Below are 24306 nucleotides of genomic sequence, written 5' to 3' on the forward strand. Positions count from 1 at the left end.
CCGGCGAAAACTGAGTTGCACGGTCGCGCGGAACACGCTGTGCTGGTCCCCATGGCGACACTTCAACCCGTCGACGTGCAGCAGTGGCCACGAGGTGAATGGTTCGCGCACTATCTCGACCGTTGTCCCACCTACTACTCGATGACGGTGGAGCTGGATGTCACCGATCTCCTCGGGGCGATTCGTGCATCCGGCCGCAAGACATATCCGACTCAGATCTGGGCATTGGCGTCCGTCGTGAACCGTCATCCGGAGTTCCGCATGGCCCTCGACGATCAGGGAAATCCAGGAATCTGGGATGTCGTGGACCCTGCATTCACGGTGTTCAATCCCGACCGCGAGACCTTCGCGGGGATCAGCGCCAACTACACCAGCGACTTCGACGCCTTCCACACCGAAGTCATCGACCTTATGGCCGAATATCGTTACTCCTCAACCCTTTTCCCGCAAGGATTGCCCCGGCCCCGGAACGTGTTCGACATCTCTAGCATTCCGTGGGCGAGCTTTTCCGGCTTCACGCTCACCATCGCTCCCGGCTGGGAACACCTGGCCCCTATCTTCACCATCGGCAAGTTCCACGAGCGGGACGGCCGAACCATCATGCCGCTGGCCCTGCAGATTCACCATGCCGCGGCCGACGGGTACCACAGCGCACGCCTCGTGGAGGAACTGCGCGAAATCCTCGCCACTCCGGACTGGGTACGGGGTTAGTCGACCTGTTCGGAAACCGGGCTGTCGGTGCTTTCCCGGCTCATCGCGGCCACCCAGCCGGTGATCTTTCGGGCAATATGCTGATCGGTCAGGCCGAGCGCTTCAAGGATCTGCCCGCGCGAGGCGTGCTCCAGGAACTGCTGTGGCACACCGATATCCCGGCTCGGCACATCGATATCGGCATCCTGCATCGCCCTCGTCACCGCGGTGCCCGCACCGCCGTGCACGCCACTGTCCTCGAGAGTTACCACCAGCCGATGCTGGCGGGTCAGCTCTACCACGTACTCGGGCACCGGCAGCACCCAACGCGGGTCGACCACGGTGACCCCGATCCCCTGCTTTCCCAACCTCTCGGCCGCCGCCAGTGCCGTCGATGCGAACGGACCGACCGCCACCAACAGCACATCGGCATGTAAACCGCTCGCCGGCCGGGCGAGTACGTCGACTCCGTCACGCCGCTCGACCGCCGGGATATCCTTGCCGACTTCACCTTTCGGGAAACGCAGCGCTGTCGGCCCATCTTCGATGGCCAGGGCCTCGGTCAGCTCTTCGCGCAGCCGTGCGGCATCCCGCGGGGCCGCGACGCGCATCCCGGGCACCACGTTCAGGATCGACAGGTCCCACATACCGTTGTGGCTGGCACCGTCACTGCCGGTGATGCCCGCCCGATCGAGCACAAACGTGACCGGAAGCCGGTGCAGCGCAACGTCCATCATCACCTGATCGAATGCGCGGTTAAGGAACGTGGAATAGATCGCCACCACGGGGTGCATGCCACCCATCGCAAGCCCGGCGGCGGAGGTGACGGCATGCTGCTCGGCGATACCCACATCGAACAGTCGATCAGGGAAACGCTCACCGAACGCGCTCAGACCGGTCGGCCCGGGCATGGCCGCGGTGATCGCCACGATATTGCGGTGCTCGCTGGCCACATCGATGAGCGACTCGGAGAACACCGATGTCCAGCCCGGAGCTGAAACACTGATGGAGCGGCCGGTTTTCGGGTCGATGATGCCCGTAGAATGCATCTGGTCGGCCTCGTCGTCCTCGGCCGGGCCGTATCCCATGCCCTTGCGGGTGATCACGTGCACGATGACCGGGCCACCATAACCACGGGCGCGGCGCAGCGCGTCCTCCACCGCGTGTTCATCGTGTCCATCAACGGGCCCAACGTATTTCACTCCCAGATCGGTGAACATCAGCTGCGGCGAGACCGCATCCTTGACCCCAACCTTGAGGCTGTGCATCAACGCGTAAGCCAACGGCCCCACCACCGGCATACCGCGCAGCAGCTTCCTGCTCTCGTCGAGCACCTTCTCGTAGGTGGGCGTGAGCCGCAGCCCCGCCAGATGCGAGGCGAGCCCGCCGATGGTCGGCGCATAACTGCGCCCGTTGTCGTTGACGACGATGATGATGCGCCGATGCTCGCCGGCGGCAATGTTGTTCAGCGCCTCCCAGCACATGCCGCCGGTAAGCGCGCCATCACCGACCACGGCGACGACATGACGACGTCGTTGCCCGGTCAGTTCGAAGGCCTTGGCAAGCCCATCGGCGTAGGACAGTGCAGTGGACGCATGGCTGGATTCCACCCAGTCATGTTCACTCTCGGCGCGCGACGGGTACCCCGATAGTCCGTCCTTCTGGCGTAGCGTGTCGAAGTCTCCGCAACGTCCAGTCAGGATCTTGTGCACGTACGCCTGATGGCCAGTGTCGAAGATGATCGGGTCATACGGTGACTCGAAGACGCGATGCAGCGCGAGAGTCAGCTCGACGACACCCAGGTTGGGTCCAAGGTGGCCGCCGGTGGCAGCCACCTTATGGATCAGGAACTCGCGGATCTCGTCAGCGAGCAAGTCCAGCTCTCGCTTGGAGAGACCCTGCAGGTCACCCGGTCCCCTGATGTCGTCAAGCATCTGGTCAGTCTACGCAGCGATTCAGATCTGGTCGCTTGGAGCGGAGCCAAAAACATCGGGCACTCCATCGTGGTCGGCATCAAGTGTCTCCTTGGCCTCAATCCGCTGATATGCCCGGTTCCGCAGCCTCAGCACCACCGCCGCCACGGCCGCCGAGGTAAGCGATCCGGCAAGGACACCGACCTTGACGTGTTCGGCAGCCGGCCCGGTCCCGAATGCCAGCTCCCCGATCAGCAGCGACACGGTGAACCCGATCCCGGCAAGCAGCGTCACACCAGCGATATCCAGCCAACTCAGATCGTCGTCCAAACTGGCTCGGGTGAATCGCGCCAACAGATACGTGGTGACGAAGATCCCTATCGGTTTGCCCACCAGCAGGCCGAGGACCACGCCGAGAGCCACTGGATCCAACAGCGCCTGGCCCAATCCGGTGAAGCCGCCCAGGGTCACCCCCGCAGCGAAGAACGCGAATACCGGTACCGCGACACCCGCCGACAGTGGTCGTAGCCGATGCTCGAACCGCTCGGCCATTCCGTGCACGTCCGTGCGTCCGTCCCGCCTGAGAACCGGCACCATAAAGCCCAGCAGCACGCCCGCCACCGTCGCGTGCACACCCGAGGCATGCACCAACGCCCAGGTCGTTACCGCCAGCGGCACCAGCAGCCACCATTCCCGGCGACGACGCTGCACCGCCAGCGCGAACAGCGCCAGCGGGATGATCGCCAGGCCCAACGGTCCCCAGTGCAGTTCATCGGTGTAGAAGACCGCGATCACAATGACCGCCAGCAGATCGTCCACCACCGCCAGGGTGAGCAGGAATGTGCGCAGCGCCGAGGGCAGATGCGTGGAAATCACCGCGAGTACCGCAAGCGCGAAGGCGATATCGGTGGCCGTGGGGATCGCCCAGCCTCGCATCGCCTCGACGCCACCGGATGCATTCACGGCGAGATAAATGGCGGCCGGAACAAGCATGCCGCCCATGGCAGCAACGATCGGCAGCGCGGCGCGACCCGGGTCCCGCAGATCCCCCGCGACGAATTCCCGTTTGAGTTCGACGCCGACGACGAAGAAGAAGATCGCGAGCAGCCCATCGGTGGCCCATCCCGCCAGCGTGAGGTTCAGGTGCAACCGCTCCGGCCCGACCACGAATCCCGCCAGGCGGTAGTAGTGGGCGCTCCAGGGCGAGTTGGCCCACAGGAGTGCCGCCAGTGCCGCCAGGACCAGCAGCACGCCGCCGACGGTTTCCTTGCGCAGGATCTCTGCGACACGAGACGACTCCGCCCACGATCCGCGGGTGAAGACGCGTTGGCGCAGGCGCATGAGTTTAGGTGTCCGTCCTCGTGAGTTACGTCAGCTTTTCTGCAGAGCTGTACAAACGCCGACCAGACTTCCCGGCACACCTGCTGGCTACTTTATAAGATCTTGACGCTCGGCGCCCGATCACCGGGTGAGGAGCGCAAAGCTCTCGATGTGATGAGTCAGCGGGAACGCATCGAACATTCGCAGCTCACGCACCTGATATCCCTGCTCCAGGTACAGGCCCACATCCCGCGCGAATGCCGCTGCCTCACAGCCGATATGAATCACCCTCGGCACGTTTGCCTCGGCGATTCGTCCAATGACCTCGCGTCCCGCCCCCGCTCGCGGCGGGTCCAGCACCGCGACATCGGCCTCACCCAGGTCCCGCACGGCATGGCGTACCGACCCGCAGATCATCGTGACCTGGCGCAGATCTGCAAGCGCACCCTTGGCGCTGCGGAACGCCGGGCGCGAGGTGTCGACGCTCACGACGCGTCCCGTGGGACCCACCGCCTCCCCCAGCACCGAGGCAAAAACCCCGACGCCGCCGTATAAGTCCCAGGCACTCATCCCCGGTTCCAGCTCGGCCCATTCCGAGACCAGCCGACTGTAAGTGCTCGCCGCGTCGCGATGTGCCTGCCAGAAGGCCGTCACCGGCACCAACCAATGCCGGTCCCCCACCTTCTGCACAGTCACGTCCTCGCCCTCGGCGACCGTGCGTCCGCGCAGCACATGCCTGCGGCCCTGATCGTCCATCACGGCATGTAACGGCCCCTCGGAACCGAGATGCGGTTCATCCAGCCCGTCAAGCAGCCCAGGTACCACTTGGGCACACCGCAGATCGGTCACCAGCTCGTCACTGTGATAGCGGTGAAAACCAGGTTGCCCCAAGGCATTCACATCCAGACGCACCCGAGTCCGCCAAGCGGTGGGGCCGCCGGTCCCCACCTCCTCGGCCACACCCTGCCAGTCATACTTGCCGAGCCGGGCCAGCTGCTGGCTCACCACGTCGCCCTTGAGCTCACGCAGATACGCGGGATCAGCGAAAGACAAGTCACAACAACCGGATTCACCGCTACCGTGCGCGATCGGACACAGCGGTTCAATTCGGTGCGGTGATGGATCGAGGACCTCGATCGCTGCGCCGTGCCAGAAGCTGGCTTGCCGGTCGTCGGTGATCTGAACGCGTACCCGTTCTCCCGGTAACGCGTATCTGACGAAGATGACCCGCCCGTCATGTCGGGTCACCACGCTGCCTCCGTTGGCCGGCCCGCCGGTCTCGACCTCCAGGATGTCGCCTATAGCCATCTATTCAGCCTCTACGAATCGAAACCGCGGCGTGAGTCACCGGGTGCGGGCTGCTCGTCGAGCTCTCGGCGACGTTCGGACGAGTCGAGCTGCCACGGAACGGATGTAACCATGACGTTGGGGACGAACAGCAGACGCCCCTTGAGCCGCAGCGCACTCTGGTTGTGCAGCACCTGTTCCCACCAATGACCCACCACATACTCGGGGATGAAGATGCTGACGACAGTGCGCGGCGCTTCGTTACTGATGCGTTTGACGTAATCAAGGATCGGCCGGGTGATTTCGCGATATGGGGAGGCGATCACCTTGAGCGGGGTGCTGATATCGCTTATCTCCCATTCCCGGACAAGTTCGCGAGTGTCCCGATCGTCAACGCTGACGGTCACCGCTTCCAGCACGTCGGGGCGGGTGACCCGGGCGTAGGCGAGTGCGCGGAGGGTGGGCTGGTGCACCTTGGAGACCAGTACTACCGCGTGGGTGCGGCTGGGCAGCACCACTTCTCCCTCATGGTTGTCCAGCTCACGGGCCACGGTGTTGTAGTGCTTGTGAATCATCTTCATGAGCACGAACAGCAGGCCCATCGCCAGGATCGCGATCCACGCTCCGGCAAGGAATTTGGTGACCAGAACGACCAGCAGCACCGCGCCGGTCATCAGAAAACCGACGGTGTTGATGACGCGCGAGCGGAACATCTTGCGGCGCACCGCCGGGTCGGTCTCGGTCTTGAGCAGCCGGGTCCAGTGCCGCACCATGCCGATCTGACTGAGCGTGAAAGACACGAAGACACCGACGATGTACAGCTGGATGAGAGCCGTCACCTCGGCCTTGAATGCCACCACGAACAGGACCGCGACGGCCGACAGGAAGATGATGCCGTTGGAGAACGCCAGCCGGTCACCGCGGGTGTGTAGCTGCCGCGGCAGGTAACGGTCTTGCGCCAGAATCGATCCAAGCACCGGGAAGCCGTTGAAGGCGGTATTGGCGGCCAACACCAGGATCAGCGCGGTCACCACGGTGATGAAAAGGAATCCAATCCGGAAGTCCCCGAACACCGCCTCCGCCAACTGGGCAACCAGAGTCTTTTGGTGATAGTCCGCGGGGGCGCCCACCAGCTGCTGGGCCGGATCCTCCGCGATTTTCGCACCGGTGCGCTCGGCCAACAGGATGATGCCCATGAAAAGCGTGATGGCGATGCCGCCGAGGAGCAGCAACGTGGTGGCCGCGTTGCGTGACTTGGGTTTCCGGAATGCCGGCACGCCGTTGCTGATCGCTTCCACACCCGTCAACGCGGCACAACCAGACGAGAACGCGCGGGCGACGAGGAACACCAGCGCGAATCCCATGATGCCGCTGCCCTCGCCGTGCATCTCGAAAGACGCCGATTCGGCCCTCAGCGGGGTATTGAGCACGTAGATCTGGAACAGACCCCAGCCCAGCATGAGATACATGCCGATCATGAAGGTGTACGTGGGAATCGCAAACATGGCACCCGATTCGCGGACACCTCTCAAGTTCATCGACATCAGGACCACGATGGCCACTACGGCGAATGCGACCTTGTGCTGAGCGACGACAGGAATGGCCGAGCCGATATTCGACATCGCCGAGGACATCGAAACGGCAACGGTCAACACGTAATCCACCAGCAGCGCGCTGCCGACCGTCAGGCCCGCAGTGGGCCCGAGGTTGGTGGTCACCACCTCGTAATCACCACCGCCGGAGGGGTAGGCGTGCACATTCTGCCGGTAGCTTGCCACCACCACCATCATCACCGCGGCCACCGCCAGCCCGATCCATGGCGTCAAGGCATAGGCGGACATCCCCGCGACGGAGAGCACGAGGAAGATTTCCTCGGGCGCATATGCCACCGAGGACAACGCGTCGGAGGCGAAAACCGGGAGCGCGATCCGCTTCGGCAGCAGGGTATGGCCAAGGCTGTCACTACGGAACGGCCGGCCGATTAGCAGGCGCCGAGCCGCCGTCGACAGCTTGGAAAGCGTAGACACGAACGCCAACAGTAGGCCACGCGAGCAATCGCGGTACGGTCTCACTTGACATCGCTGTGTCTGATGCCGCGACGCGGCGTTAAGTAGTGCGACAAGCACTAAGCCGAATGCTTTATCCGGAAAGGTCTACTGGTGCGAGTAGTGGTGATGGGCTGCGGGCGCGTAGGCGCAGCGCTGGCCGGCGGCCTAGCCAGAATCGGCCACGAGGTGGCGATCATCGACAAGGAAGCGTCGGCGTTCAACAGGCTCAGCGCCGAGTTCACCGGCGAACGCATCGTCGGCATGGGTTTCGACCGCGATGTCCTGCTGCGGGCCGGAATCGAGCGGGCACAGGCCTTCGCCGCGGTCTCCTCCGGTGACAACTCCAACATCATCTCGGCCCGGGCGGCCCGTGAGACCTTCGGCGTGGACCGAGTGGTCGCCCGTATCTACGACGCCAAACGCGCCGCCGTGTACGAGCGCCTGGGCATCCCGACCGTAGCCACCGTGCCGTGGACCACCGATCGCCTGCTGCACGCGCTTACCCGTGAGAGCGACACCACCAAATGGCGTGACCCGTCCGGTTCTGTCGTGGTCACCGAGCTGGCCCTGCACGAAGAGTGGATCGGCAAGCGCATCACGGCATTGGAAACCGCAACCGGCGCCCGAGCGGCCTTCATCATTCGGTTCGGCACCGGTCTGCTTCCCGACGCCAAGACTGTGATCCAAGACAGTGACGAGGTTTACGTATCGGCCGTATCGGGCCGGGCCGCCGAGGCGATGGCGATCGCGGCGCAGCCACCGGGCGAAGATGCCGATGACGACCACGGAGGTTCCCGATGAAGGTCGCCATCGGAGGTGCCGGCGCCGTCGGTCGGTCCATCGCCCGCGAGCTCATCGAGAGCCGGCACGAAGTCACCCTGTTCGAACGCAACCCCGAGCACATCGATCCGGAGTCCGTGCCCGAGGCGAAGTGGCGGCTCGGTGATGCCTGCGAAATCAGCCTGTTGGAAGGCGAGCAGCTACATACCTTTGACGTGGTGATCGCGGCCACCGGTGATGACAAGGCCAATCTGGTGCTGAGCCTGCTGGCCAAGACCGAATTCGCGGTCCCGCGCGTAGTTGCCCGTGTGAACGATCCACGCAACGAGTGGCTGTTCGACGACGCGTGGGGTGTCGATGTCGCGGTCTCGACACCGCGGATGCTGGCCTCTCTGGTCGAAGAGGCCGTGGCCGTTGGTGACGTGGTGCGGCTCATGGAATTCCGCCGCGGGCAGGCCAATCTGGTGGAGATCACGCTTCCGGACGACACCCCGTGGGCCGGTAAGCCGGTACGGAAACTGGAGCTTCCCCGCGATGCGGTGCTGGTGGCGATTCTGCGCGGATCGCGGGTGATCGCGGCGCAATCCGACGAGCCCCTCGAGGGCGGCGACGAGCTGATCCTGGTGGCCACCGCGGATATCGAGGACGAGCTACACCGGGCCGTGCTACCCGAGTAATCCCTCGGGCGGGTAAGCGCTATCGCCCCGGGTTTCGGCCGGTTCCTCGGCCACTGGTTCGGTGTGGCGCCGCACGTAGCGGATCACCAGCAGGGTGATGAGTGCGCCGACCGCCGTCAAGGGCCAGCCCATCGCAATCTTCGTACCACCGAGCCAGGCCGTATTACCGGCGAGGTAGAGCCACTGCTGCACCACAAACCTGGTGGCGAACAACACGATCCATGACACCGTGGCGATATCGAAGGCCAGCACGATGCGCCGGTTGTTGCGCCACGACATATCACCCCCGGTGGCCCAGCTGTAGGCATAGCCGACGATCGGTCTGCGGATGACGACCGAGGCCAAAAACACGATGCCCCAGAAGAAGTTGGCCCAGATCCCAATGAGGAAGTAGCCCTTGGCCTCTCCGAGCAGGTAGGCGATCAGCGCGCTGATGCCGACGCTGATGAACCCCGAGACTGCCGGTTGCAGCGATTCGCGCCTTACCAAGCGCCAGAGCAGGATCAGGGTCGCGGCGGACAGCGCCGAGACGATCGCAGGCGTCAGTGAGGACACGCTGACCGCGATGACGAACACGATCACGGGGATCGACGAATAGACGATTCCCTGCCATCCCCCGGCCTGATGCCACATCTCGTGCAGCGGCGAGCTGCCCGGCTCCTCGGGCTTTGTCCCGGGCACACTGATCTTCAGCTGTGGCCCGTTATGCGCGTCGGGGTCGCCCGAGCCGCGGTCGGGCTCGTGCGGTGGGGTTTCTGGCACTTACCGCTGAATCTCGTAGTACGGGTTGTGAATCACCTTGCCGCCGTTCTCAAGCTTGCCGAGGCGACCGCGCACCAGCAGGGTGCATCCCGATTCGATACCGGGGATGCGGCGCTGGCCCAGCCACACGAGCATCACGGTATCGGTGCCGTCGAACAGCTCGGCCTTCACGCCGGCCACACAGCCCTTGGAGTTGGTTTCGACGGTGCGTAGCGTCCCGACCATGGTGACTTCTTGGCCGCGTTGACAATCGATGACACGCTGAGCACCGGTGGCGGTGGCGGCGTCACAGATTTTCTCGGCGTCCACTTGCTCCAGGTCCTCTGTCAGTCGACGAGTCAGTCGACGCAGATAACCGCCGGTGGTAGCCACTTCCAGTCCTGGCCTCTCAGCATGCGCAATTTGATCGGTGCATCCGCCACGGTAGACCTTTGCGCCGCGCGATGCCAGGCGACTCTCAGGGTGTCCCGCCCACCGGGCAGTATCACGTGTGTGACGCCCATCAACGGTCTTCGCGCAAGCGGCTCATCCATAGAAATCGATGGCCACACGGCTGTTCTCATGCCCGGTACCGGCTCCGACGACGACTACATCACACGGGCGTTCGGCCCCGCTCTTACCGCCGCGGGGGCCACCCTGCTCGCGGTGCGCCCTGAGCCGAATGACCTGGTCAACGGCTATTGGCGGGCGCTCGATCGGGCCGCTCAGAATGGCCCGATCATCGTCGGCGGGATGTCCATCGGCACCGCCGTGGCCTTGACGTGGGCATTGCAGAACCCCGATGCGACGGTGGCCGTGCTGGCAGCTATGCCCGCGTGGACAGGCGCGCCGGAGAACTCTCCGGCCTCGGTGTCCGCCCGGATCACCGCCGAATCGCTGCGTGCCGACGGGTTGCAGGCGGTGACCGCCGCGATGCGGGCCAGCAGCCCCGGCTGGCTCGCCGCCGAGCTCACGCGCTCATGGGCCGTCCAGTGGCCGGGCCTGCCCGATGCCATGGAGGAGGTGTCGGCGTTTGTGAACCCGTCCGCCGACGATCTCCGCGGATTGACCGTGCCCTTGGCGGTGGCAGCGGCCACCGATGACCCGATACATCCGCTCGCGGTCGGCCGAGACTGGGCATCCTGGGCGCCGCGCGCGGCGCTGCGCACATTCACCCTCGATCAGCTGGGCGCCGATCCGTCCTGCCTGGGTGCGGCCTGTATCGGCGCGCTGAGCGATATCTGATTCAGAGTCCGCGAGCCGACGGGTCGGCAGTGGCCTCGATCTTCAGCACCAGACCGTCCCGTGTCGTGAGGGTGACGACCGCAAACAGCCTGCGCTGGGCGAACGCCAGCAGTACCGGCTGCCCAAACGGCCCACCGACCAAGGTGGCACCGTGGCCGAGATAGACGAGCAGGTTGGTGGCGACATCGGTGCGTCCGTGGTTGACCTGCGGCGGGGGCGCGGGATCTCCGATGATGGTGCCCACTCCCCACACGCTTGGGTCCAGCACCGCCATCAGCCCGGTCAGGTCGCCGTTGGCGCATGCGGTGACGAACTTTTCGATCAGCTGCTGGTGTTCGACACCCGTGACATCACCGGTTCGCGAGGCGGACTGCTGGAAGCGGCTCCGCGCCCGTCGGGCCAGCTGACGGCAGGTGCCTACCGGACGGCCCACGGTAGACGCGATCTCCTCGAAGGGGACCCCGAACACGTCATGCAAGACGAAGGCCACCCGCTCACCAGGGCTAAGCGTTCGCAACACCTCCAGCAGAGCGCTGCGCACCTCGTCGTCCAGGGTGACTCTCTCGGCGGGATCAGTACTTCCCGAAACATGCAGCGGTGCGCCGGATTCCACGATCAACTCCTCCCCCGTCCGCTCGCGACGCATCCGCGCCGAACGCAGCTGATCCAGGCACAACCGACCGGTCACCACCGATAGCCAGGCGCGCGGCTCGTCGATCTCCGACTCCTCGGCCCGCGCCAGCCGCACGAAGGCCTCCTGAGCGGCGTCCTCGGCGTCCCCGATATCTCCGAGCATCTGATAGGCCAGGTTGACCAGATAGGGGTAATGGTCGCGCCAGGCGGCCGCCACCAGTGCGTCGTGGATAGATGAGGAACCACTCATGTCACTACGACGATTCCGCGCCCAAAAAAGTTACCGATCAAGCCCGAGTAACTTGCGTAACTTTCTATGTCCCCGCCTCGTCGTAGTCATGTGGCCATCCGGCCATCTCGAACCTCCCGAAATGGAGAACCCGATATGACAATTCTCGTCACCGGCGCAACAGGCAATGTGGGGCGTCCACTTGTCGAGTTGCTCGCCAAGGCCGGAGCCGACGTACGCGCGGTCACCCGGCAGCCCGAGCACGCGGATTTCTCACCGGAAGTGAAAACCATCGAGTCGGCCCGAACCGGGCTCAGCGGCGCCACGGCCGTCTTTCTCAATTCACGGGCGTTGGGCGACGATCTCGCCGGCTTTGTGAACCAGGCCGTGCACGAAGGGGTTTCGCGACTCGTCGCACTGTCGGCCATCAACTGTGACGACGACTTCTCCCGACAGCCGTCACGGTTCCGCGGAGATCGGAACAAGGAGGTGGAGCAGTACGCCGTCGAGTCCGGAGTGGAGTGGGTGAGCCTGCGTCCGACCGTCTTCGCATCCAACTTCCGCGGAATGTGGTCCGGCCAGCTCAGCGCGGGCGATGTGGTCCGCGGACCGCACGCATCCGCCTCGACCGCCCCGATCGCCGACCGGGACATCTCCGAGATCGCAGCCCACGCGCTGCTGACGGACGATCTCGTCGGCCGACGCATCCCGTTGACCGGCCCGCAGGCCTACACGAACGCCGAGCTGGTCGCGGTTCTCGGAGACGTTCTGCACCGCCCGCTTCAGTACCACCAGGTCCCCGACGATCTTGTGCGCCAGCGCTTCACCGGCCTGGGGTTTCCGGACGGATTCGCTGACGCGTACCTGGCGATGCAGGCGTCCACGGTCTCCACGCCGGCGGTTGTCACGCACGAGGTGGATCGGATACTCGGGCGCCCTGCAGAGACGTTCGCGGCCTGGGCCAACAGGTTTCGGGCCGAATTCACACCTCAGAAAGGCTGATCGCCATGTCCAACGTGCCTGACGGCCTTCACGCCAGCGGCTCATCCAACCACCCACCGCGGTGGCTCAAACCGATGAACAAGATGGTGCGGGCATTCCACCGCCTCGGCATCCCCACCGGTCCGGCCATGGTTCTGACCGTCCCCGGGAGGAAGACGGGACAACCTCGACCCACACCGATCACACCATTCGAAATGGACGGCCAGCTCTTCGCCGTCGGCGGCTATCCGGGCTCAGATTGGCCCCGCAATGCCGCCGCAGCCGGTTCTGGAACCCTCACCAGACGAAACCGTGTCCAGCACGTCAGGATCGTCGCTGTACCGCCCGAGACGGCGCGACGGGCGCTGCGGGAATTCGCCATGAAGGTTCCGGTGGGCGTGCGGTTCGCCAAAAACGCTGGACTCGTTCGGCATGGAACTCCAGACGAGTTCGAAGCACTGGCCGGAACACTGGCGGTGTTCCGGTTTGATCCGGACTAGATCCCCAAGGTCGCTTTGGCTTCCGCCCGCCGGACCTAGCCGCCGGTGATCGTGGACCGGAGCTGCTGCATGGCAGAGCCCGAGACACTGCGGCGAGCGACCGGCGTCGGATCATCCTGTGGGGCCGGATCCTCGACGGCGGCTTCCGCCTGCGCCTGCGCTTGTGCCTGGGCCGCCTGTAGCTGTTCCAGCATCGGTTCGGGCAGTGCCACCGGCAGCGGGGTCCGTACCGGGTACGGGTGATCGTCACGGCGGACGACGGTGTCGGCCACCGCCTCGCGCGCCTCCTTAGTCAGCGCCTCGATGGTTTCCGGCGGGCCCGTCAGCACGCAGCGGATCATCCATCGGTAGCCATCGACGCCGATGAAGCGCACCGACCCTCCGGCGGTGACACCGGCGACCTCACGCCCCCAGAGACCATCGACGATCGACACCTCGGCCGATTCCTTGCGCAGGGAGTCGGCCAGCTCGGCGGCGATCTCGCGCCAGAGCCCGGTCGACTTGGGTGCGGCGTACGCGGCGACCGAATAACGCCCGTTGGGCGTCAGCACGAAGACGGCCCCGGGCTCGCCGGAGGCGGTCAACTCAACCTGAATCTGCCCGGTTTCAGGCACGGGAATGAGCACCGAGCCCAAGTCCAGGCGTCCGGTTCCGGCGTCCTCCGGACTGTCAAAGTCTTCGATTTCGTATGGGCCGTCAAATGTTTCGCCCGATGCCGCGCCGGACGACACATCGACTGTGTCATCTAGGTCGTTGAGACCGCCACTACGGTGTAAAGCCATCACAAACTCGCATGTCCGCCGCTGGACCCGTGTCCACCCACACCGCGGGTGGTCACGGCCAGACCGGCCTCGTCAAAGGAATCCACTTCAACCAGCTCCGGCAACTCGACCTGCTGAACCAGTAGCTGCGCAATCCGATCGCCTCGGGTGATGACGATCGGGGTCTCCGGATCCAGGTTGATCAGGCTGAGCTTCACCTCGCCACGATACCCGGCATCGATCGTGCCAGGGCTGTTGACGATCGAAAGGCCCACGCGCGCAGCCAGGCCCGAACGCGGATGCACCAACCCGACCATCCCGCTCGGGACGGCCACGGCGATACCGGTGCCCACCAGCACCCGGCGCCCGGGTTCGATCACGACATCCTCGGCGCTGTAGAGATCGACTCCCGCATCATCGGCATGCGCACGGGAGGGCAGGGGAAGCTCTCGATCGAGGCGAACGATCGCCAATCTCGTAGGTGTGGGCACGATCGCCCAGACTACCCTTGGCCGCGTGACGGCATCCCCCAGCAACACGACCGATACCCGCTATATCGAGCGGCTGTGGGTTCCCTGGTGGTGGACGCTGCCCGGCTTTGGTGCGGCAACGCTGCTCGGGCTGGAAATCAATCAGGGCATGCGCCAGCTTCCCAGCTGGGTGCCCTACCCGATCCTGTTCGCGATAGTCACGGGAGTCCTGTTGTGGTTCAGCAGGATCCGCGTGGAGGTTGCGACCGGACCGGGCGGGATCGCCGAGCTGCGGGCGGGATCCGCGCACCTGCCGGTCAGTGTGATCGCCAAGTCCGCGGCGATTCCGGACACCGCGAAAAGCGCAGCACTCGGCCGCCAACTCGATCCGGCAGCCTTCGTCGTACATCGGGCGTGGATCGGTCCGATGGTGCTGGTGGTGCTCGACGACCCGGATGATCCGACGCCGTACTGGCTGGTGAGCAGCCGCCACCCCGATCGGGTGCTGGCGGCCCTGCGGAGCTGAATGTCGCCGACGTTGCGGCTCCGGAGCTAGCTCGTCACGCCGCGCAGTCAGTGCAGATCAGCTGGCCGTTCTTCTCACTCGCCAAACGGCTGCGGTGATGCACCAGGAAGCAGCTCGAACAGGTGAACTCATCGGCCTGCTTCGGGATCACCCGTACCGATAGTTCCTCGCCTGATAGGTCGGCGCCCGGTAGCTCGAACGATTCGGCGGTTTCCGCCTCATCGACATCGACCACCGCCGACTGTGCTTCGTTGCGACGAGCCTTGAGCTCCTCTAACGAGTCCTCTGACACATCGTCGGCGTCAGTTCGCCTCGGAGCGTCGTAGTCGGTAGCCATGCGTCCATCCCCTTATCAACATCTCGTCATCTAGCTTCTGCAATAGGCGCAGCAAGGCTTTGTACCAGGCTGAAACGGACATCACAAACTATTAGTGCCCGGATTCCGCCGGTTCTTAGTGTGATTTGCATCACACAGCAGTGGACACCCGGTCTATTTCGCCGTCTGTCGCGAAGAAGTCCGCTGGCCTAGAGTGCCATCCGTGGTCGCAGACATCACCGAGGGCACCTCGGTAGACAAGCTTGGGCGCCCTTTTCGACGCCGGAACTATTTGCCAGCCCTATGTGTCGGGTTGGCACTCCTGACCGTCACCGTGTTTGTCTGGGCTTCGGCGCTCACCCGGGAGGCACCGGTCAAGGAGGCGACGGCATGCAACTCGCCCGCTCAGCAGACCGAGCCGGGTGGCGCCGGCATCGGCAACCCGATATCTCGCTCCTCGCTGGCAGGCACCAGCCCGGCCACTCTTAGCGACGTCAAGGTGCGTGTCCTGAACGCCAACGGCCAGGCCGGTCAGGCCGGAGAGGTATCCACCTCGCTGCGCGATGTGGGGTTCCCCTCACCAACCGCCGATAACGACCCGTTCTACCCCGCCGGTTCCCGCCTGAACTGTGTCGGCCAGATACGTTTCGGGGAATCCGGGTACGCCACCGCCGTAACGCTCTCGCTGGTGGCACCGTGTGTCGAGTTCGTCGAGGACAAGCGATCCGACGATTCGGTGGATCTGGCACTCGGCAGCGAGTTCACCGAACTCGCCTCGGGTAATGCGGTCACCTCGGCACTGAGCAGCCTCAAATCCGGTAACCAGGCCAACTCCGATTTCATCGCCCGGGCGCGACAGAGCACCTGCTAGCCGGGAATCGGTGACCTGGCGTCGATATCTGTCAGGAGCTGCCCGAACTCCCGGGCGATTCCGGGTGCCATCGCCGCGATGAGTTCGCCATCCGAGCTGGGGGCATCGGCGCCCGGCAACACCAGCACCGCACCGGCCTCACGCGCGATGAGGGCGCCCGCAGCCCAGTCCCAAGGCCCCAGCCCATGCTCGTATTGGGCATCGACGCGCCCCTCGGCCACTGCGCACAGATCCAGCGCCGCCGAGCCGATCCGTCGCACGTCCCGCACCCGAGGCAACAACTGCGCCACCAACCTGGCCTGACGTTCCCGTCGCACCGTCGAGTACGCGAAACCCGTGGCCACCAACGCGAGCCGTACCTCGCTGACCGGATTGCATCCCAGCGGCCGCTGCAGACCATTGGCCTCACGAACTGTCGCGCCGCTGCCGGACGCCGCCGAGAAGACGCGGTCGGCCGCGACGTCGGCGACCGCTGCCGCCACGGATACACCTTCGACCTGTGCGGCCACCGAAACCGCGTAGGCGGGGATGCCGTAGACGAAGTTGACCGTGCCGTCGATTGGATCGATCACCCAACGCACCTGGGACTGGCCCGCGTCGCCGGTCTCCCCGTCCTCCTCGCCCAGGATCGCGTCATCGGGTCGCAACGAAGCCAACCGGCGGCGCAGCAGCCGCTCGCATTCGGTGTCGACAAGCGTCACGGGATCTGTCTCGGTTGTCTTGGTGCGCACGGACGTCGCCCAATCGACGGCACTTCGACGATGCCGCACGAATTCCGCGGCCTCAGACGCCAGCCGCACCGCGACCGAACGCAGCGCTCCCGGTTCGATTCCCATGCCTCTATCGCAGCACACCAGTCAGGGTCACGCGCATCGTCCCGGAGGGCATTAAGGTGTCACTCGCATTCAGTGTGTTCCGGCTATGTTCGCCAGCCACGTATATCCAGGACCAAGGAGCGCCGATGACCACCACCGAATCCGGACCCTCCGCACCCGCAACGGGAGCAGGTGACGCCGAGCAGCGAGGGTTCGGCATCGACGTCGGCGGAAGCGGTATCAAGGGCGCGATCGTGGATCTGACAACCGGCGAGCTGATCGGCGAACGGGTCAAATATCCGACTCCACAGCCCGCCACGCCCGAGGCCGTCGCGGAGACCATCGCCACAGTCGTCCGCGATTTCTCGTGGACGGGGCCCGTCGGCGTGACATACCCGGGCGTGATCGTGCACGGCGAGGCACGCACTGCGGCGAACGTCGACAAATCGTGGCTAGGCGTCAACGTCCACGACATCGTCAGCGCCGAATTGCACGGCCAGACCGTCACCGTGCTCAACGACGCCGACGCCGCCGGACTGGCCGAGGACCGGTATGGCGCGGGCAAGGACCAGTCGGGCGTGATCGTCCTCTTGACCTTCGGAACCGGAATCGGATCCGCCGTCCTGCATAACGGGATTTTGTTGCCCAACACCGAGTTCGGACACATCGAGGTCGACGGCATGGAGGCCGAACACCGCGCAGCGTCGTCGATCAAGGAAAAGAACGAATGGAGCTACAAGCAGTGGGCACCCGAGGTCACCAAGGTCTTGGTGGCGGTGGAGAACGCGGTCTGGCCCGACCTGTTCATCGTAGGCGGAGGCATCAGTCGCAAGGCCGAAAAATGGGTGCCGCTGCTAACGAACCGCACCCCGGTGGTGGCTGCTGCACTGCAGAACAGCGCGGGGATCGTGGGTGCCGCGATGGCCGCACACGCTGGCGTTTCACCTTAGCTTTTTCACAGGTTCCCCACTCTTATCGTTACAATGGCAGTCAGACAGCCGCATGCAGGGCCACGCAGGTGCTCCGAGGCAGCGACGAACATCAAGCAGACAGCCAATTTTCTCGATTTTGCATGCCCATGCGCGTCGAAGAAGTAGCCAGGAAAGGGCGTACGTGGCAGCCACGAAAGCAGCTCCGGTAAAGCAGGCCACCGCCGCAACACCTTCGAAGACCACCGCCACCAAGGCAGTCCCCGCGAAGGCACCGGCCAAGAAGGCGCCCGCGAAGGCCGCCGCCAAGAAGGCCGCCCCGGCCAAGGCACCCGCCAAGAAGGCCGCGGCCAAGAAGGCACCCGCCAAGAAGGCCGCCGCCAAGGGCACCGATCCCGCTCTCGAACCGCAGGGCAGCGCCGAGGACACCGAGGTCGAGCCCGGCGAAGATCTCGAAGCCGAGCTCGGTGATGACGCCGAGATCGAGGTCGACCTCGTCGAGGTTGTCGCCGAGCCCGAGGCAGAAGCCGAAAGCGACGAGCCCTCCGATAAGGACAAGGCTTCAGGGGATTTCGTCTGGGACGAAGAGGAATCCGAGGCGCTGCGGCAGGCCCGCAAAGACGCCGAGCTCACCGCGTCGGCAGACTCGGTGCGCGCGTACCTCAAGCAGATCGGCAAGGTGGCCCTGCTCAACGCCGAAGAGGAAGTTGAGCTGGCCAAGCGGATCGAGGCCGGTCTGTACGCAACCCAGATCGTCACCGAGCTGACCGAAAAGGGCGAGAAGCTTCCGGCCGCACAGCGCCGCGATATGTCGTGGATCTGCCGTGACGGTGACCGCGCCAAGAACCACCTGCTGGAGGCCAACCTGCGTCTGGTGGTGTCGCTGGCCAAGCGCTACACGGGCCGCGGCATGGCGTTCCTGGACCTCATCCAGGAAGGCAACCTGGGCCTGATCCGCGCAGTCGAGAAGTTCGACTACACAAAGGGTTACAAGTTCTCGACGTACGCCACCTGGTGGATCCGTCAGGCCATCACCCGCGCGATGGCCGACCAGGCCCGCACCATCCGTATCCCGGTGCACATGGTAGAGGTCATCAACAAGCTCGGCCGCATTCAGCGCGAGCTGCTCCAGGACCTGGGCCGCGAGCCCACGCCCGAAGAGCTGGCCAAGGAAATGGACATCACGCCGGAGAAGGTGCTGGAGATCCAGCAGTACGCGCGTGAACCCATCTCGCTGGACCAGACCATCGGTGACGAAGGCGATAGCCAACTCGGCGACTTCATCGAAGACAGTGAGGCCGTTGTCGCGGTGGACGCGGTGAGCTTCACGCTGTTGCAGGATCAACTGCAGTCGGTGCTGGAAACGCTGTCCGAGCGTGAGGCCGGCGTCGTGCGTCTGCGGTTCGGTCTTACCGACGGCCAGCCGCGCACGCTCGACGAGATCGGTCAGGTGTACGGGGTGACCCGTGAACGCATCCGGCAGATCGAGTCCAAGACCATGTCGAAGCTGCGCCACCCCAGTCGCTCACAGGTGCTGCGCGACTACCTCGACTAATCCCCCCTTCGCGCCGTGTTCTGCGCGCGCTACTCGCGTAACGCTTCCTAAACCGGAGTGTCGGCGGTCGGCGCGGGCAGCCGTCGGTCCGAGTTTGGATCACGTCAACCACAACTCGCTGCCCAGAACACGTTCACGGCTAATGTCGGGACTTCCGCTAACCGCGCAAGTCCCGCCAGGAGCGAACCCTCTGTGATCAAACTTCTCATCTTCACCCTCGTGGGTCTCGGTGCCCAGATCGTCGACGGAACGCTTGGCATGGCGTTCGGCGTCACGGCCACGACCCTGCTGGTGCTCACCGGTGTCGGTGCCGCCCACGCGAGCGCCGCGGTGCATTTCGCGGAGGTCGCCACCACACTGGCGTCGGGTGTCTCGCATTGGCGGTTCGGGAACGTCGACAAACGTGTCCTGCTGCGGCTGGGCATACCCGGCGGCATCGGCGCATTCTTGGGTGCCACCGTGTTGTCGCGACTGTCCACCGAAGCCGCGGCCCCGATCACGGCGGGAATCTTGCTCGCCATCGGCGTCTACCTGGTGTACCGCTTCAGCACCAACCCGCCCCGCGGGAACTACGCGCCATCGACGCCATTCTCGGCGAAGTTCCTGGCCCCGTTAGGCCTGTTCGGTGGATTCATCGACGCCTCCGGTGGCGGCGGTTGGGGGCCCGTGACGACAAGTACGTTGCTCACTCGTGGAACGGCTGCACCCCGCACGGTGATCGGCTCAGTGAGTGCGTCGGAGTTCATCGTCGCCGTCTCGGCGAGTATCGGCTTCCTGTTCGGACTCGGCTCGGAGTTCTTCAACAACTTGATCGTGATCGCCGGGCTGGCCTTGGGCGGCGTGATCGCCGCGCCGATCGCCGCCTGGCTCGTCTCGCGCGTCAACTCGGTGGTGCTCGGTACCGCAGTAGGCGGAATCTTGGTGCTGACCAACACCCGCACACTGCTGCGGTATTTCGACACTCCTGACTCGGTGCGTACGCCTATTTACCTGGTGATTGTCATCGCCTGGGTGGCACTGGTCGCGTACACGTGGCGCAAGGCCAAGCTCACGGCCGCCGAAGCCGCGGGAGACCTCAGCGAGATTGCAGAGGGCGTGGAACCCGTAGGGGCGCTGGCAGACACGCCCGACGACGATGTCGCTGCCGCACCGAAGTAGCAGCCAATAACAAGACCCGCGGCGATCAAAGCGCGAATGGAGTAGCCCGCTACGCATGTCGAGTGGATCTCCGTTCCAGCAGCATGGTGCCACCCCGGTGACCGTCACCAGGGCTGGAAGATGAGGACCCACCATGACCGCAACACTCGACACGGAAGTGACCGCGCCGCCGCCCTTCGACGGCGAGGTGGCCGACCGCCGAAGTAAGTTTCGCAAGCTGACCGCCGAAACCGTCAGGGACCCCTACGCAGAGCGTGCGTTCCTTGCATCGAAACTGGCTGTACTGCAATCACATCCGAAGCTCTCGGCGGCTACCCGCCAGGAGGCCGAGGCAACGCTGGCCGAAGCCGCGGGAGTGGCCGACAGCGCCGAACTCGCCGCGGCGATAACCCCGCCACCCGGCGGTGTCGGCTACGGCATGTTCTACACGAACAGCTTTCGCACACGCTTCGCGCGCGGTACCTCGTTCTATTACGAGATCGTCTGCCCGCACCAGCCCGGCGGGAACGTGAGCGACTACCTGTACCTGACCGCCACCAACCGAGCACAAAAAGGTGTCGAGGCGTTCGTCTCGTACCACGCTCAGGACATCGCCCGATTCAAGGTATTCGACTGGGCACGCTCGGATCATTGGCAGACCGACATCCCGTTCGCGAATCTGACGTCGTATCTGCGTAGTACCTCATCGCACGGCTGGGGTCTGCAGACGCTGCTCGTGTGGAATCAGTCGTTTGAAATCGCACCAAACCGGTGGCGCAACGAGGTGCTGCTGCACAACCGGGCGGCCAACCGTTGGGATCTCGTGTACCGCTTCGACTATCAGTCCTCTACCGCCGAACAGACATCCGGCTGGGTCGGCAGCTGGGGACCGATCGTCGAGACATTCCAGAACAGCTACACGAACACCCGCTGGCTCGGATTCCTCAACACGATGCTGGTCGGCCGCGACGCGGCCGGCAACTGGGGACAATGGGCGCTGTTGCGCGCGGCCGACTCGACCATACGCAATGACGGACATGGATTCTCACCACTGTTCCTGGACCCGAACTACTCGTTCGTGGTCAAGAGTTGACCGAGCAGGAGCAGCCGTTCATGAGTGATGACGGATCACCTCCCCCTCCCGGTACCGGCCCCATCGCCGACCGGCGGCAGCAGTTCGAAGAACTCAGCCGCCGGCACCGGGAGGGGTCGGATGACCGCGCGTTTATCGAGCACAAGATCGAGATCGTGAAGAGCGATCCAGATCTCACTGCCGAGGAGAAAGCGGCCGCAATCGAAGAACTGAGACGTGCACTCGAGTGATGGCCACGATGACGCCGGGACGCACCCACCCATAGCCATTGGTTGTCGGTGGGTGCGTCAATACTGGGCGCTATGCCAGTAGTCGGTTACTGCCTGTTCGACACCGCCATCGGCAATTGCGCCATCGCGTGGAGCGCCGAGGGCATCGTCGCATTGCAGCTGCCCGAGGGCGATGACGCCACGACCCGTGCGCGCATCCGACGGGGCGCCGGCGAACTCGACCCGCCTCCGTTGGTGTCCGAGGCGATAGACGGCATCCGACGGGTCCTCGCGGGCGAGGACGACGATCTGCAGTGGGTCCGGTTGGATCTCGACGCGATCACCGAGTTCGATCGCGATGTGTACGCCGTAACCAGAGCAATCGGACCCGGCCGGGTCCGCAGCTACGGTGAGGTGGCGGCCGCCGTCGGGGCACCGGGCGCCGCGCAGGCCGTGGGACAGTCGTTGGGCCGCAATCCGATTCCGCTACTCGTCCCGTGTCACCGGGTGCTGGCAGCTGATCACAGCCTGCACGGCTTCTCCGCCTACGGCGGTGTCGTGACCAAGCGTGAACTGCTCAGACTCGAGCACGCTCCCGGTTTCGACGACCCCACGCTGTTCTGACGCGAAAGCCGTACTGCGGGTCTACGCTCTAGCAAGATCACAGGCCTACGCATCGGGAGAACTCATGACCGGTTTGTACCTAGCTGCCCTTCTCATCGGAATCGTCGCCGGCCTGCGTGCGATGACTCCCCTCGCCGTGTTGAGCTGGGCCGCATTCGCCAAATGCCTTCTAGTAGAGGGCACCTGGGCATCGTTCTTGGCAAGCCTGATCGTGGCCATCGTCGCCACGGTGCTGGCCGTCGCCGAGATCGTCAATGACAAACTGCCCAAGACTCCGAGCCGCAAGGCACCGCCTGCTTTCGCGGCGCGCGTGGTACTCGGCGGCTTCTACGGGGCCGTGTTCGGCACCCTGGCCGACGGCACCTCCCCCGGACTCATAATCGGGCTGCTGCTCGGCGCCGCAGGCGCGGTGATCGGCACGCTCGGCGGGGCGTGGGCCCGCGGCAAGCTGGCCGACGCCTTCGGTAAGGATCTGCCCGCGGCACTGACCGAGGATGCGATAACGGTCGCTGCGGCACTTGCCATCACCTTCACGCTCGCCGGATGAGCACCCACTTCGACGCCATCGTCGTCGGCGCCGGACAGGCCGGCCCCTCTCTGGCGGCCCGGTTACGTGGCGCGGGGATGACGGTGGCGATCGTCGAGCGACATCTGTTCGGCGGTACCTGTGTCAACACCGGCTGCCGCCCCACCAAGGCGCTGGTGGCCAGCGCACATACCGCACACACCGCCCGCGACGCCGCGCGCTGGGGTGTCGTTGTCGCCGGCTCGGTGAGCATGGACATGGCCCGGGTGAGGGAGCGCAAAGATTCGGTGATCCTGCCCTCGCGCAATGGTGGTGAGACATGGCTTAAAGACCTTGGCTGCACGATCTACCACGAGCATGCCCGCTTTATCTCCCCCACCGAACTCGCCGTGGGCGACGAGATCATCTCTGCCGAAAGGGTTTTCCTGAACGTCGGCGGCCGGGCAGTGGTTCCGGACTGGCCGGGTGTCGGCGACATTCCGCTGTTCACCAATAGCTCACTCATCGAATACGACGGGATCCCAGCGCATCTCATCGTCATCGGCGGCAGCTATGTCGGGCTGGAATTCGCGCAGATCTACCGACGGTTCGGTAGCAAGGTCACCGTCGTGCACCGCGGACCACGGCTCGTCGAACGCGAGGATCCCGACGCCTCGGCGATCATCCAGGAGGTGCTGGAGCGCGAGGGAATAGCCTTCCGCCTCAACGCCTCCTGTATCAGCCTGTCCCGGCGAGACGACGGGGTCGCCGTCGGCGTCGACTGCACCCGGGGCGCACCCGAGGTGGCCGGGTCTCACGTGCTCGTCGCGGTGGGCCGCCGACCCAACACCGACGACTTGGGCCTGGAGAATGCCGGGGTCGCCACCGACGATCGCGGGTACGTCACGGTTGACGATCAGCTGCGCACCAACGTTCCAGGCATCTGGGCGCTGGGAGACTGCAATGGGCGCGGGGCATTCACCCATACCTCGTACAACGATTTCGAGATCGTCGCCGCGAACATGCTCGATAACGATCCTCGACGGGTCACCGACCGGCTGCCCTGCTATGCCCTGTATACCGATCCTCCGCTGGGTCGGGTCGGTATGACGGAGACGCAGGCGCGCGCCTCAGGTCGCACCGTGCTCGTCGGCCGCAAGCCCATGAGTCAGGTGGGCCGCGCCATCGAGAAGGGCGAAACCGACGGCTACATGCAGGTTTTGGTTGATGCCGATACCGATCTCATCCTCGGCGCGACCATCCTCGGGGTGGGCGGCGATGAAGTGGTGCACTGCCTGCTCGACACCATGCAGTACGGCGTGCCCGCGCGACAACTTCAGCGCACCGTACACATTCATCCCACTGTGGCGGAGTTCTTGCCAACCGTCTTGGGTGAGCTTCAGCCACTCGTTTGACCTCAAGGGCGCTTGAGGTTATAGCGTCCTGGCGTG

Annotated in this window: 27 protein-coding genes; 16 read left to right on the plus strand and 11 right to left on the minus strand. The window is 64.8% G+C overall.

Features of this window, described 5'->3' with window-relative positions:
- The first annotated feature begins 51 nt into the window (after positions 1-51).
- The gene (locus MLB1_RS00860) at positions 52-711 is read left to right on the plus strand and encodes a CatA-like O-acetyltransferase (RefSeq protein ID WP_180747873.1); all 660 of its coding nucleotides are present in this window, start codon (positions 52-54) and stop codon (positions 709-711) included.
- Here MLB1_RS00860 and dxs read toward each other — a convergent pair.
- The 4 genes from dxs to MLB1_RS00880 form a co-directional block, all read right to left on the minus strand.
- On the minus strand, positions 708-2624 hold the full coding sequence (gene dxs, locus MLB1_RS00865; RefSeq protein WP_180747874.1) for a 1-deoxy-D-xylulose-5-phosphate synthase: 1917 nt from the start codon (positions 2622-2624) through the stop codon (positions 708-710). The two genes, MLB1_RS00860 and dxs, sit on opposite strands and share 4 nt — an antisense overlap.
- 21 nt (positions 2625-2645) lie before the next feature.
- The gene (gene nhaA, locus MLB1_RS00870; RefSeq protein WP_180747875.1) at positions 2646-3944 is read right to left on the minus strand and encodes a Na+/H+ antiporter NhaA; all 1299 of its coding nucleotides are present in this window, start codon (positions 3942-3944) and stop codon (positions 2646-2648) included.
- Positions 3945-4064: 120 nt separating this feature from the next.
- Entirely contained in the window at positions 4065-5231 is a 1167-nt protein-coding gene (locus MLB1_RS00875; protein ID WP_180747876.1) for a TRAM domain-containing protein, read from the minus strand.
- A gap of 11 nt (positions 5232-5242) precedes the next feature.
- Positions 5243-7237 carry an APC family permease gene (locus tag MLB1_RS00880; RefSeq protein WP_180747877.1) on the minus strand — a complete coding sequence of 665 codons (1995 nt, stop codon included), beginning with the start codon at positions 7235-7237 and terminating at the stop codon, positions 5243-5245.
- A 132-nt stretch (positions 7238-7369) separates the two neighbouring features.
- Here MLB1_RS00880 and MLB1_RS00885 point away from each other — a divergent pair, with 132 nt between their 5' ends.
- On the plus strand, positions 7370-8059 hold the full coding sequence (locus tag MLB1_RS00885; RefSeq protein WP_180747878.1) for a TrkA family potassium uptake protein: 690 nt from the start codon (positions 7370-7372) through the stop codon (positions 8057-8059).
- Positions 8056-8715: a TrkA family potassium uptake protein gene (locus MLB1_RS00890; RefSeq protein ID WP_180747879.1), complete on the plus strand. Its 660-nt coding sequence runs from the start codon at positions 8056-8058 to the stop codon at positions 8713-8715. The genes MLB1_RS00885 and MLB1_RS00890 overlap by 4 nt, the downstream gene beginning before the upstream one ends.
- On the opposite strand, the gene MLB1_RS00895 is transcribed toward MLB1_RS00890, so the two are convergent.
- Positions 8704-9477 carry a DUF3159 domain-containing protein gene (locus MLB1_RS00895; RefSeq protein WP_371750535.1) on the minus strand — a complete coding sequence of 258 codons (774 nt, stop codon included), beginning with the start codon at positions 9475-9477 and terminating at the stop codon, positions 8704-8706. The genes MLB1_RS00890 and MLB1_RS00895 overlap by 12 nt on opposite strands.
- Positions 9478-9849: an OB-fold nucleic acid binding domain-containing protein gene (locus tag MLB1_RS00900; RefSeq protein WP_180747880.1), complete on the minus strand. Its 372-nt coding sequence runs from the start codon at positions 9847-9849 to the stop codon at positions 9478-9480.
- Positions 9850-10038: 189 nt separating this feature from the next.
- On the opposite strand from MLB1_RS00900, the gene MLB1_RS00905 reads away from it, so the two are divergent.
- A complete protein-coding gene (locus MLB1_RS00905; RefSeq protein ID WP_180749610.1) occupies positions 10039-10701 on the plus strand; it encodes an alpha/beta fold hydrolase in 663 nt (220 codons plus the stop codon).
- Position 10702: 1 nt separating this feature from the next.
- Here the strand turns inward: MLB1_RS00905 and sigI are convergent, their stop codons facing one another.
- Positions 10703-11584: an RNA polymerase sigma factor SigI gene (gene sigI / locus MLB1_RS00910; protein ID WP_180747881.1), complete on the minus strand. Its 882-nt coding sequence runs from the start codon at positions 11582-11584 to the stop codon at positions 10703-10705.
- 135 nt (positions 11585-11719) lie between these two features.
- Here sigI and MLB1_RS00915 point away from each other — a divergent pair, with 135 nt between their 5' ends.
- On the plus strand, positions 11720-12565 hold the full coding sequence (locus MLB1_RS00915; RefSeq protein WP_180747882.1) for an NAD(P)H-binding protein: 846 nt from the start codon (positions 11720-11722) through the stop codon (positions 12563-12565).
- Between the two features lie 74 nt (positions 12566-12639).
- Positions 12640-13044, plus strand: coding sequence for a nitroreductase family deazaflavin-dependent oxidoreductase (locus MLB1_RS00920; RefSeq protein WP_180749611.1), 405 nt, complete (start codon positions 12640-12642; stop codon positions 13042-13044).
- Positions 13045-13079: 35 nt separating this feature from the next.
- Here MLB1_RS00920 and MLB1_RS00925 read toward each other — a convergent pair whose 3' ends face one another.
- Both MLB1_RS00925 and dut read right to left on the minus strand, forming a co-directional pair.
- Positions 13080-13826, minus strand: coding sequence for a DUF3710 domain-containing protein (locus MLB1_RS00925; RefSeq protein WP_180747883.1), 747 nt, complete (start codon positions 13824-13826; stop codon positions 13080-13082).
- On the minus strand, positions 13826-14296 hold the full coding sequence (gene dut, locus MLB1_RS00930) for a dUTP diphosphatase (protein ID WP_180747884.1): 471 nt from the start codon (positions 14294-14296) through the stop codon (positions 13826-13828). The genes MLB1_RS00925 and dut overlap by 1 nt, the downstream gene beginning before the upstream one ends.
- Here dut and MLB1_RS00935 point away from each other — a divergent pair.
- Positions 14289-14801 (plus strand): DUF3093 domain-containing protein, encoded by a 513-nt coding sequence (locus MLB1_RS00935; RefSeq protein WP_180747885.1) that lies wholly within the window; start codon positions 14289-14291, stop codon positions 14799-14801. The genes dut and MLB1_RS00935 overlap by 8 nt on opposite strands.
- A gap of 34 nt (positions 14802-14835) precedes the next feature.
- Here MLB1_RS00935 and MLB1_RS00940 read toward each other — a convergent pair whose 3' ends face one another.
- Positions 14836-15138 carry a DUF4193 domain-containing protein gene (locus MLB1_RS00940; protein WP_043077966.1) on the minus strand — a complete coding sequence of 101 codons (303 nt, stop codon included), beginning with the start codon at positions 15136-15138 and terminating at the stop codon, positions 14836-14838.
- A 202-nt stretch (positions 15139-15340) separates the two neighbouring features.
- Here MLB1_RS00940 and cei point away from each other — a divergent pair, with 202 nt between their 5' ends.
- Positions 15341-15988, plus strand: coding sequence for an envelope integrity protein Cei (cei, locus tag MLB1_RS00945; RefSeq protein WP_180747886.1), 648 nt, complete (start codon positions 15341-15343; stop codon positions 15986-15988).
- Here the strand turns inward: cei and MLB1_RS00950 are convergent.
- Positions 15985-16824, minus strand: a complete 840-nt coding sequence (locus MLB1_RS00950; protein ID WP_180747887.1) for an inositol monophosphatase family protein — start codon at positions 16822-16824, stop codon at positions 15985-15987. The two genes, cei and MLB1_RS00950, sit on opposite strands and share 4 nt — an antisense overlap.
- Before the next feature lie 125 nt (positions 16825-16949).
- Between MLB1_RS00950 and ppgK the strand changes: the two genes are divergently transcribed.
- The 8 genes from ppgK to MLB1_RS00990 all read left to right on the plus strand — a co-directional run bounded on the left by ppgK (position 16950) and on the right by MLB1_RS00990 (position 24270).
- Complete coding sequence (ppgK, locus tag MLB1_RS00955; RefSeq protein ID WP_180747888.1) at positions 16950-17753, plus strand: polyphosphate--glucose phosphotransferase; 804 nt, start codon at positions 16950-16952, stop codon at positions 17751-17753.
- 115 nt (positions 17754-17868) lie between these two features.
- The gene (locus MLB1_RS00960) at positions 17869-19287 is read left to right on the plus strand and encodes an RNA polymerase sigma factor (RefSeq protein WP_371750584.1); all 1419 of its coding nucleotides are present in this window, start codon (positions 17869-17871) and stop codon (positions 19285-19287) included.
- 192 nt (positions 19288-19479) lie between these two features.
- Positions 19480-20445 (plus strand): sulfite exporter TauE/SafE family protein, encoded by a 966-nt coding sequence (locus MLB1_RS00965; protein WP_180747890.1) that lies wholly within the window; start codon positions 19480-19482, stop codon positions 20443-20445.
- Positions 20446-20578: 133 nt separating this feature from the next.
- The gene (locus MLB1_RS00970) at positions 20579-21517 is read left to right on the plus strand and encodes a hypothetical protein (RefSeq protein ID WP_180747891.1); all 939 of its coding nucleotides are present in this window, start codon (positions 20579-20581) and stop codon (positions 21515-21517) included.
- Between the two features lie 20 nt (positions 21518-21537).
- A complete protein-coding gene (locus tag MLB1_RS00975) occupies positions 21538-21747 on the plus strand; it encodes a hypothetical protein (RefSeq protein ID WP_180747892.1) in 210 nt (69 codons plus the stop codon).
- A 48-nt stretch (positions 21748-21795) separates the two neighbouring features.
- Complete coding sequence (locus tag MLB1_RS00980; RefSeq protein WP_180747893.1) at positions 21796-22350, plus strand: methylated-DNA--[protein]-cysteine S-methyltransferase; 555 nt, start codon at positions 21796-21798, stop codon at positions 22348-22350.
- A gap of 64 nt (positions 22351-22414) precedes the next feature.
- Entirely contained in the window at positions 22415-22897 is a 483-nt protein-coding gene (locus MLB1_RS00985; RefSeq protein WP_180747894.1) for a DUF4126 domain-containing protein, read from the plus strand.
- Positions 22894-24270 carry an FAD-containing oxidoreductase gene (locus MLB1_RS00990; protein ID WP_180747895.1) on the plus strand — a complete coding sequence of 459 codons (1377 nt, stop codon included), beginning with the start codon at positions 22894-22896 and terminating at the stop codon, positions 24268-24270. Before MLB1_RS00985 ends, MLB1_RS00990 begins: the two co-directional genes overlap by 4 nt.
- Positions 24271-24306 lie beyond the last annotated feature (36 nt).

It is taken from the genome of Mycobacteroides sp. LB1, from assembly GCF_013449725.1.
Classification (GTDB): Bacteria; Actinomycetota; Actinomycetes; order Mycobacteriales; family Mycobacteriaceae; genus Mycobacterium.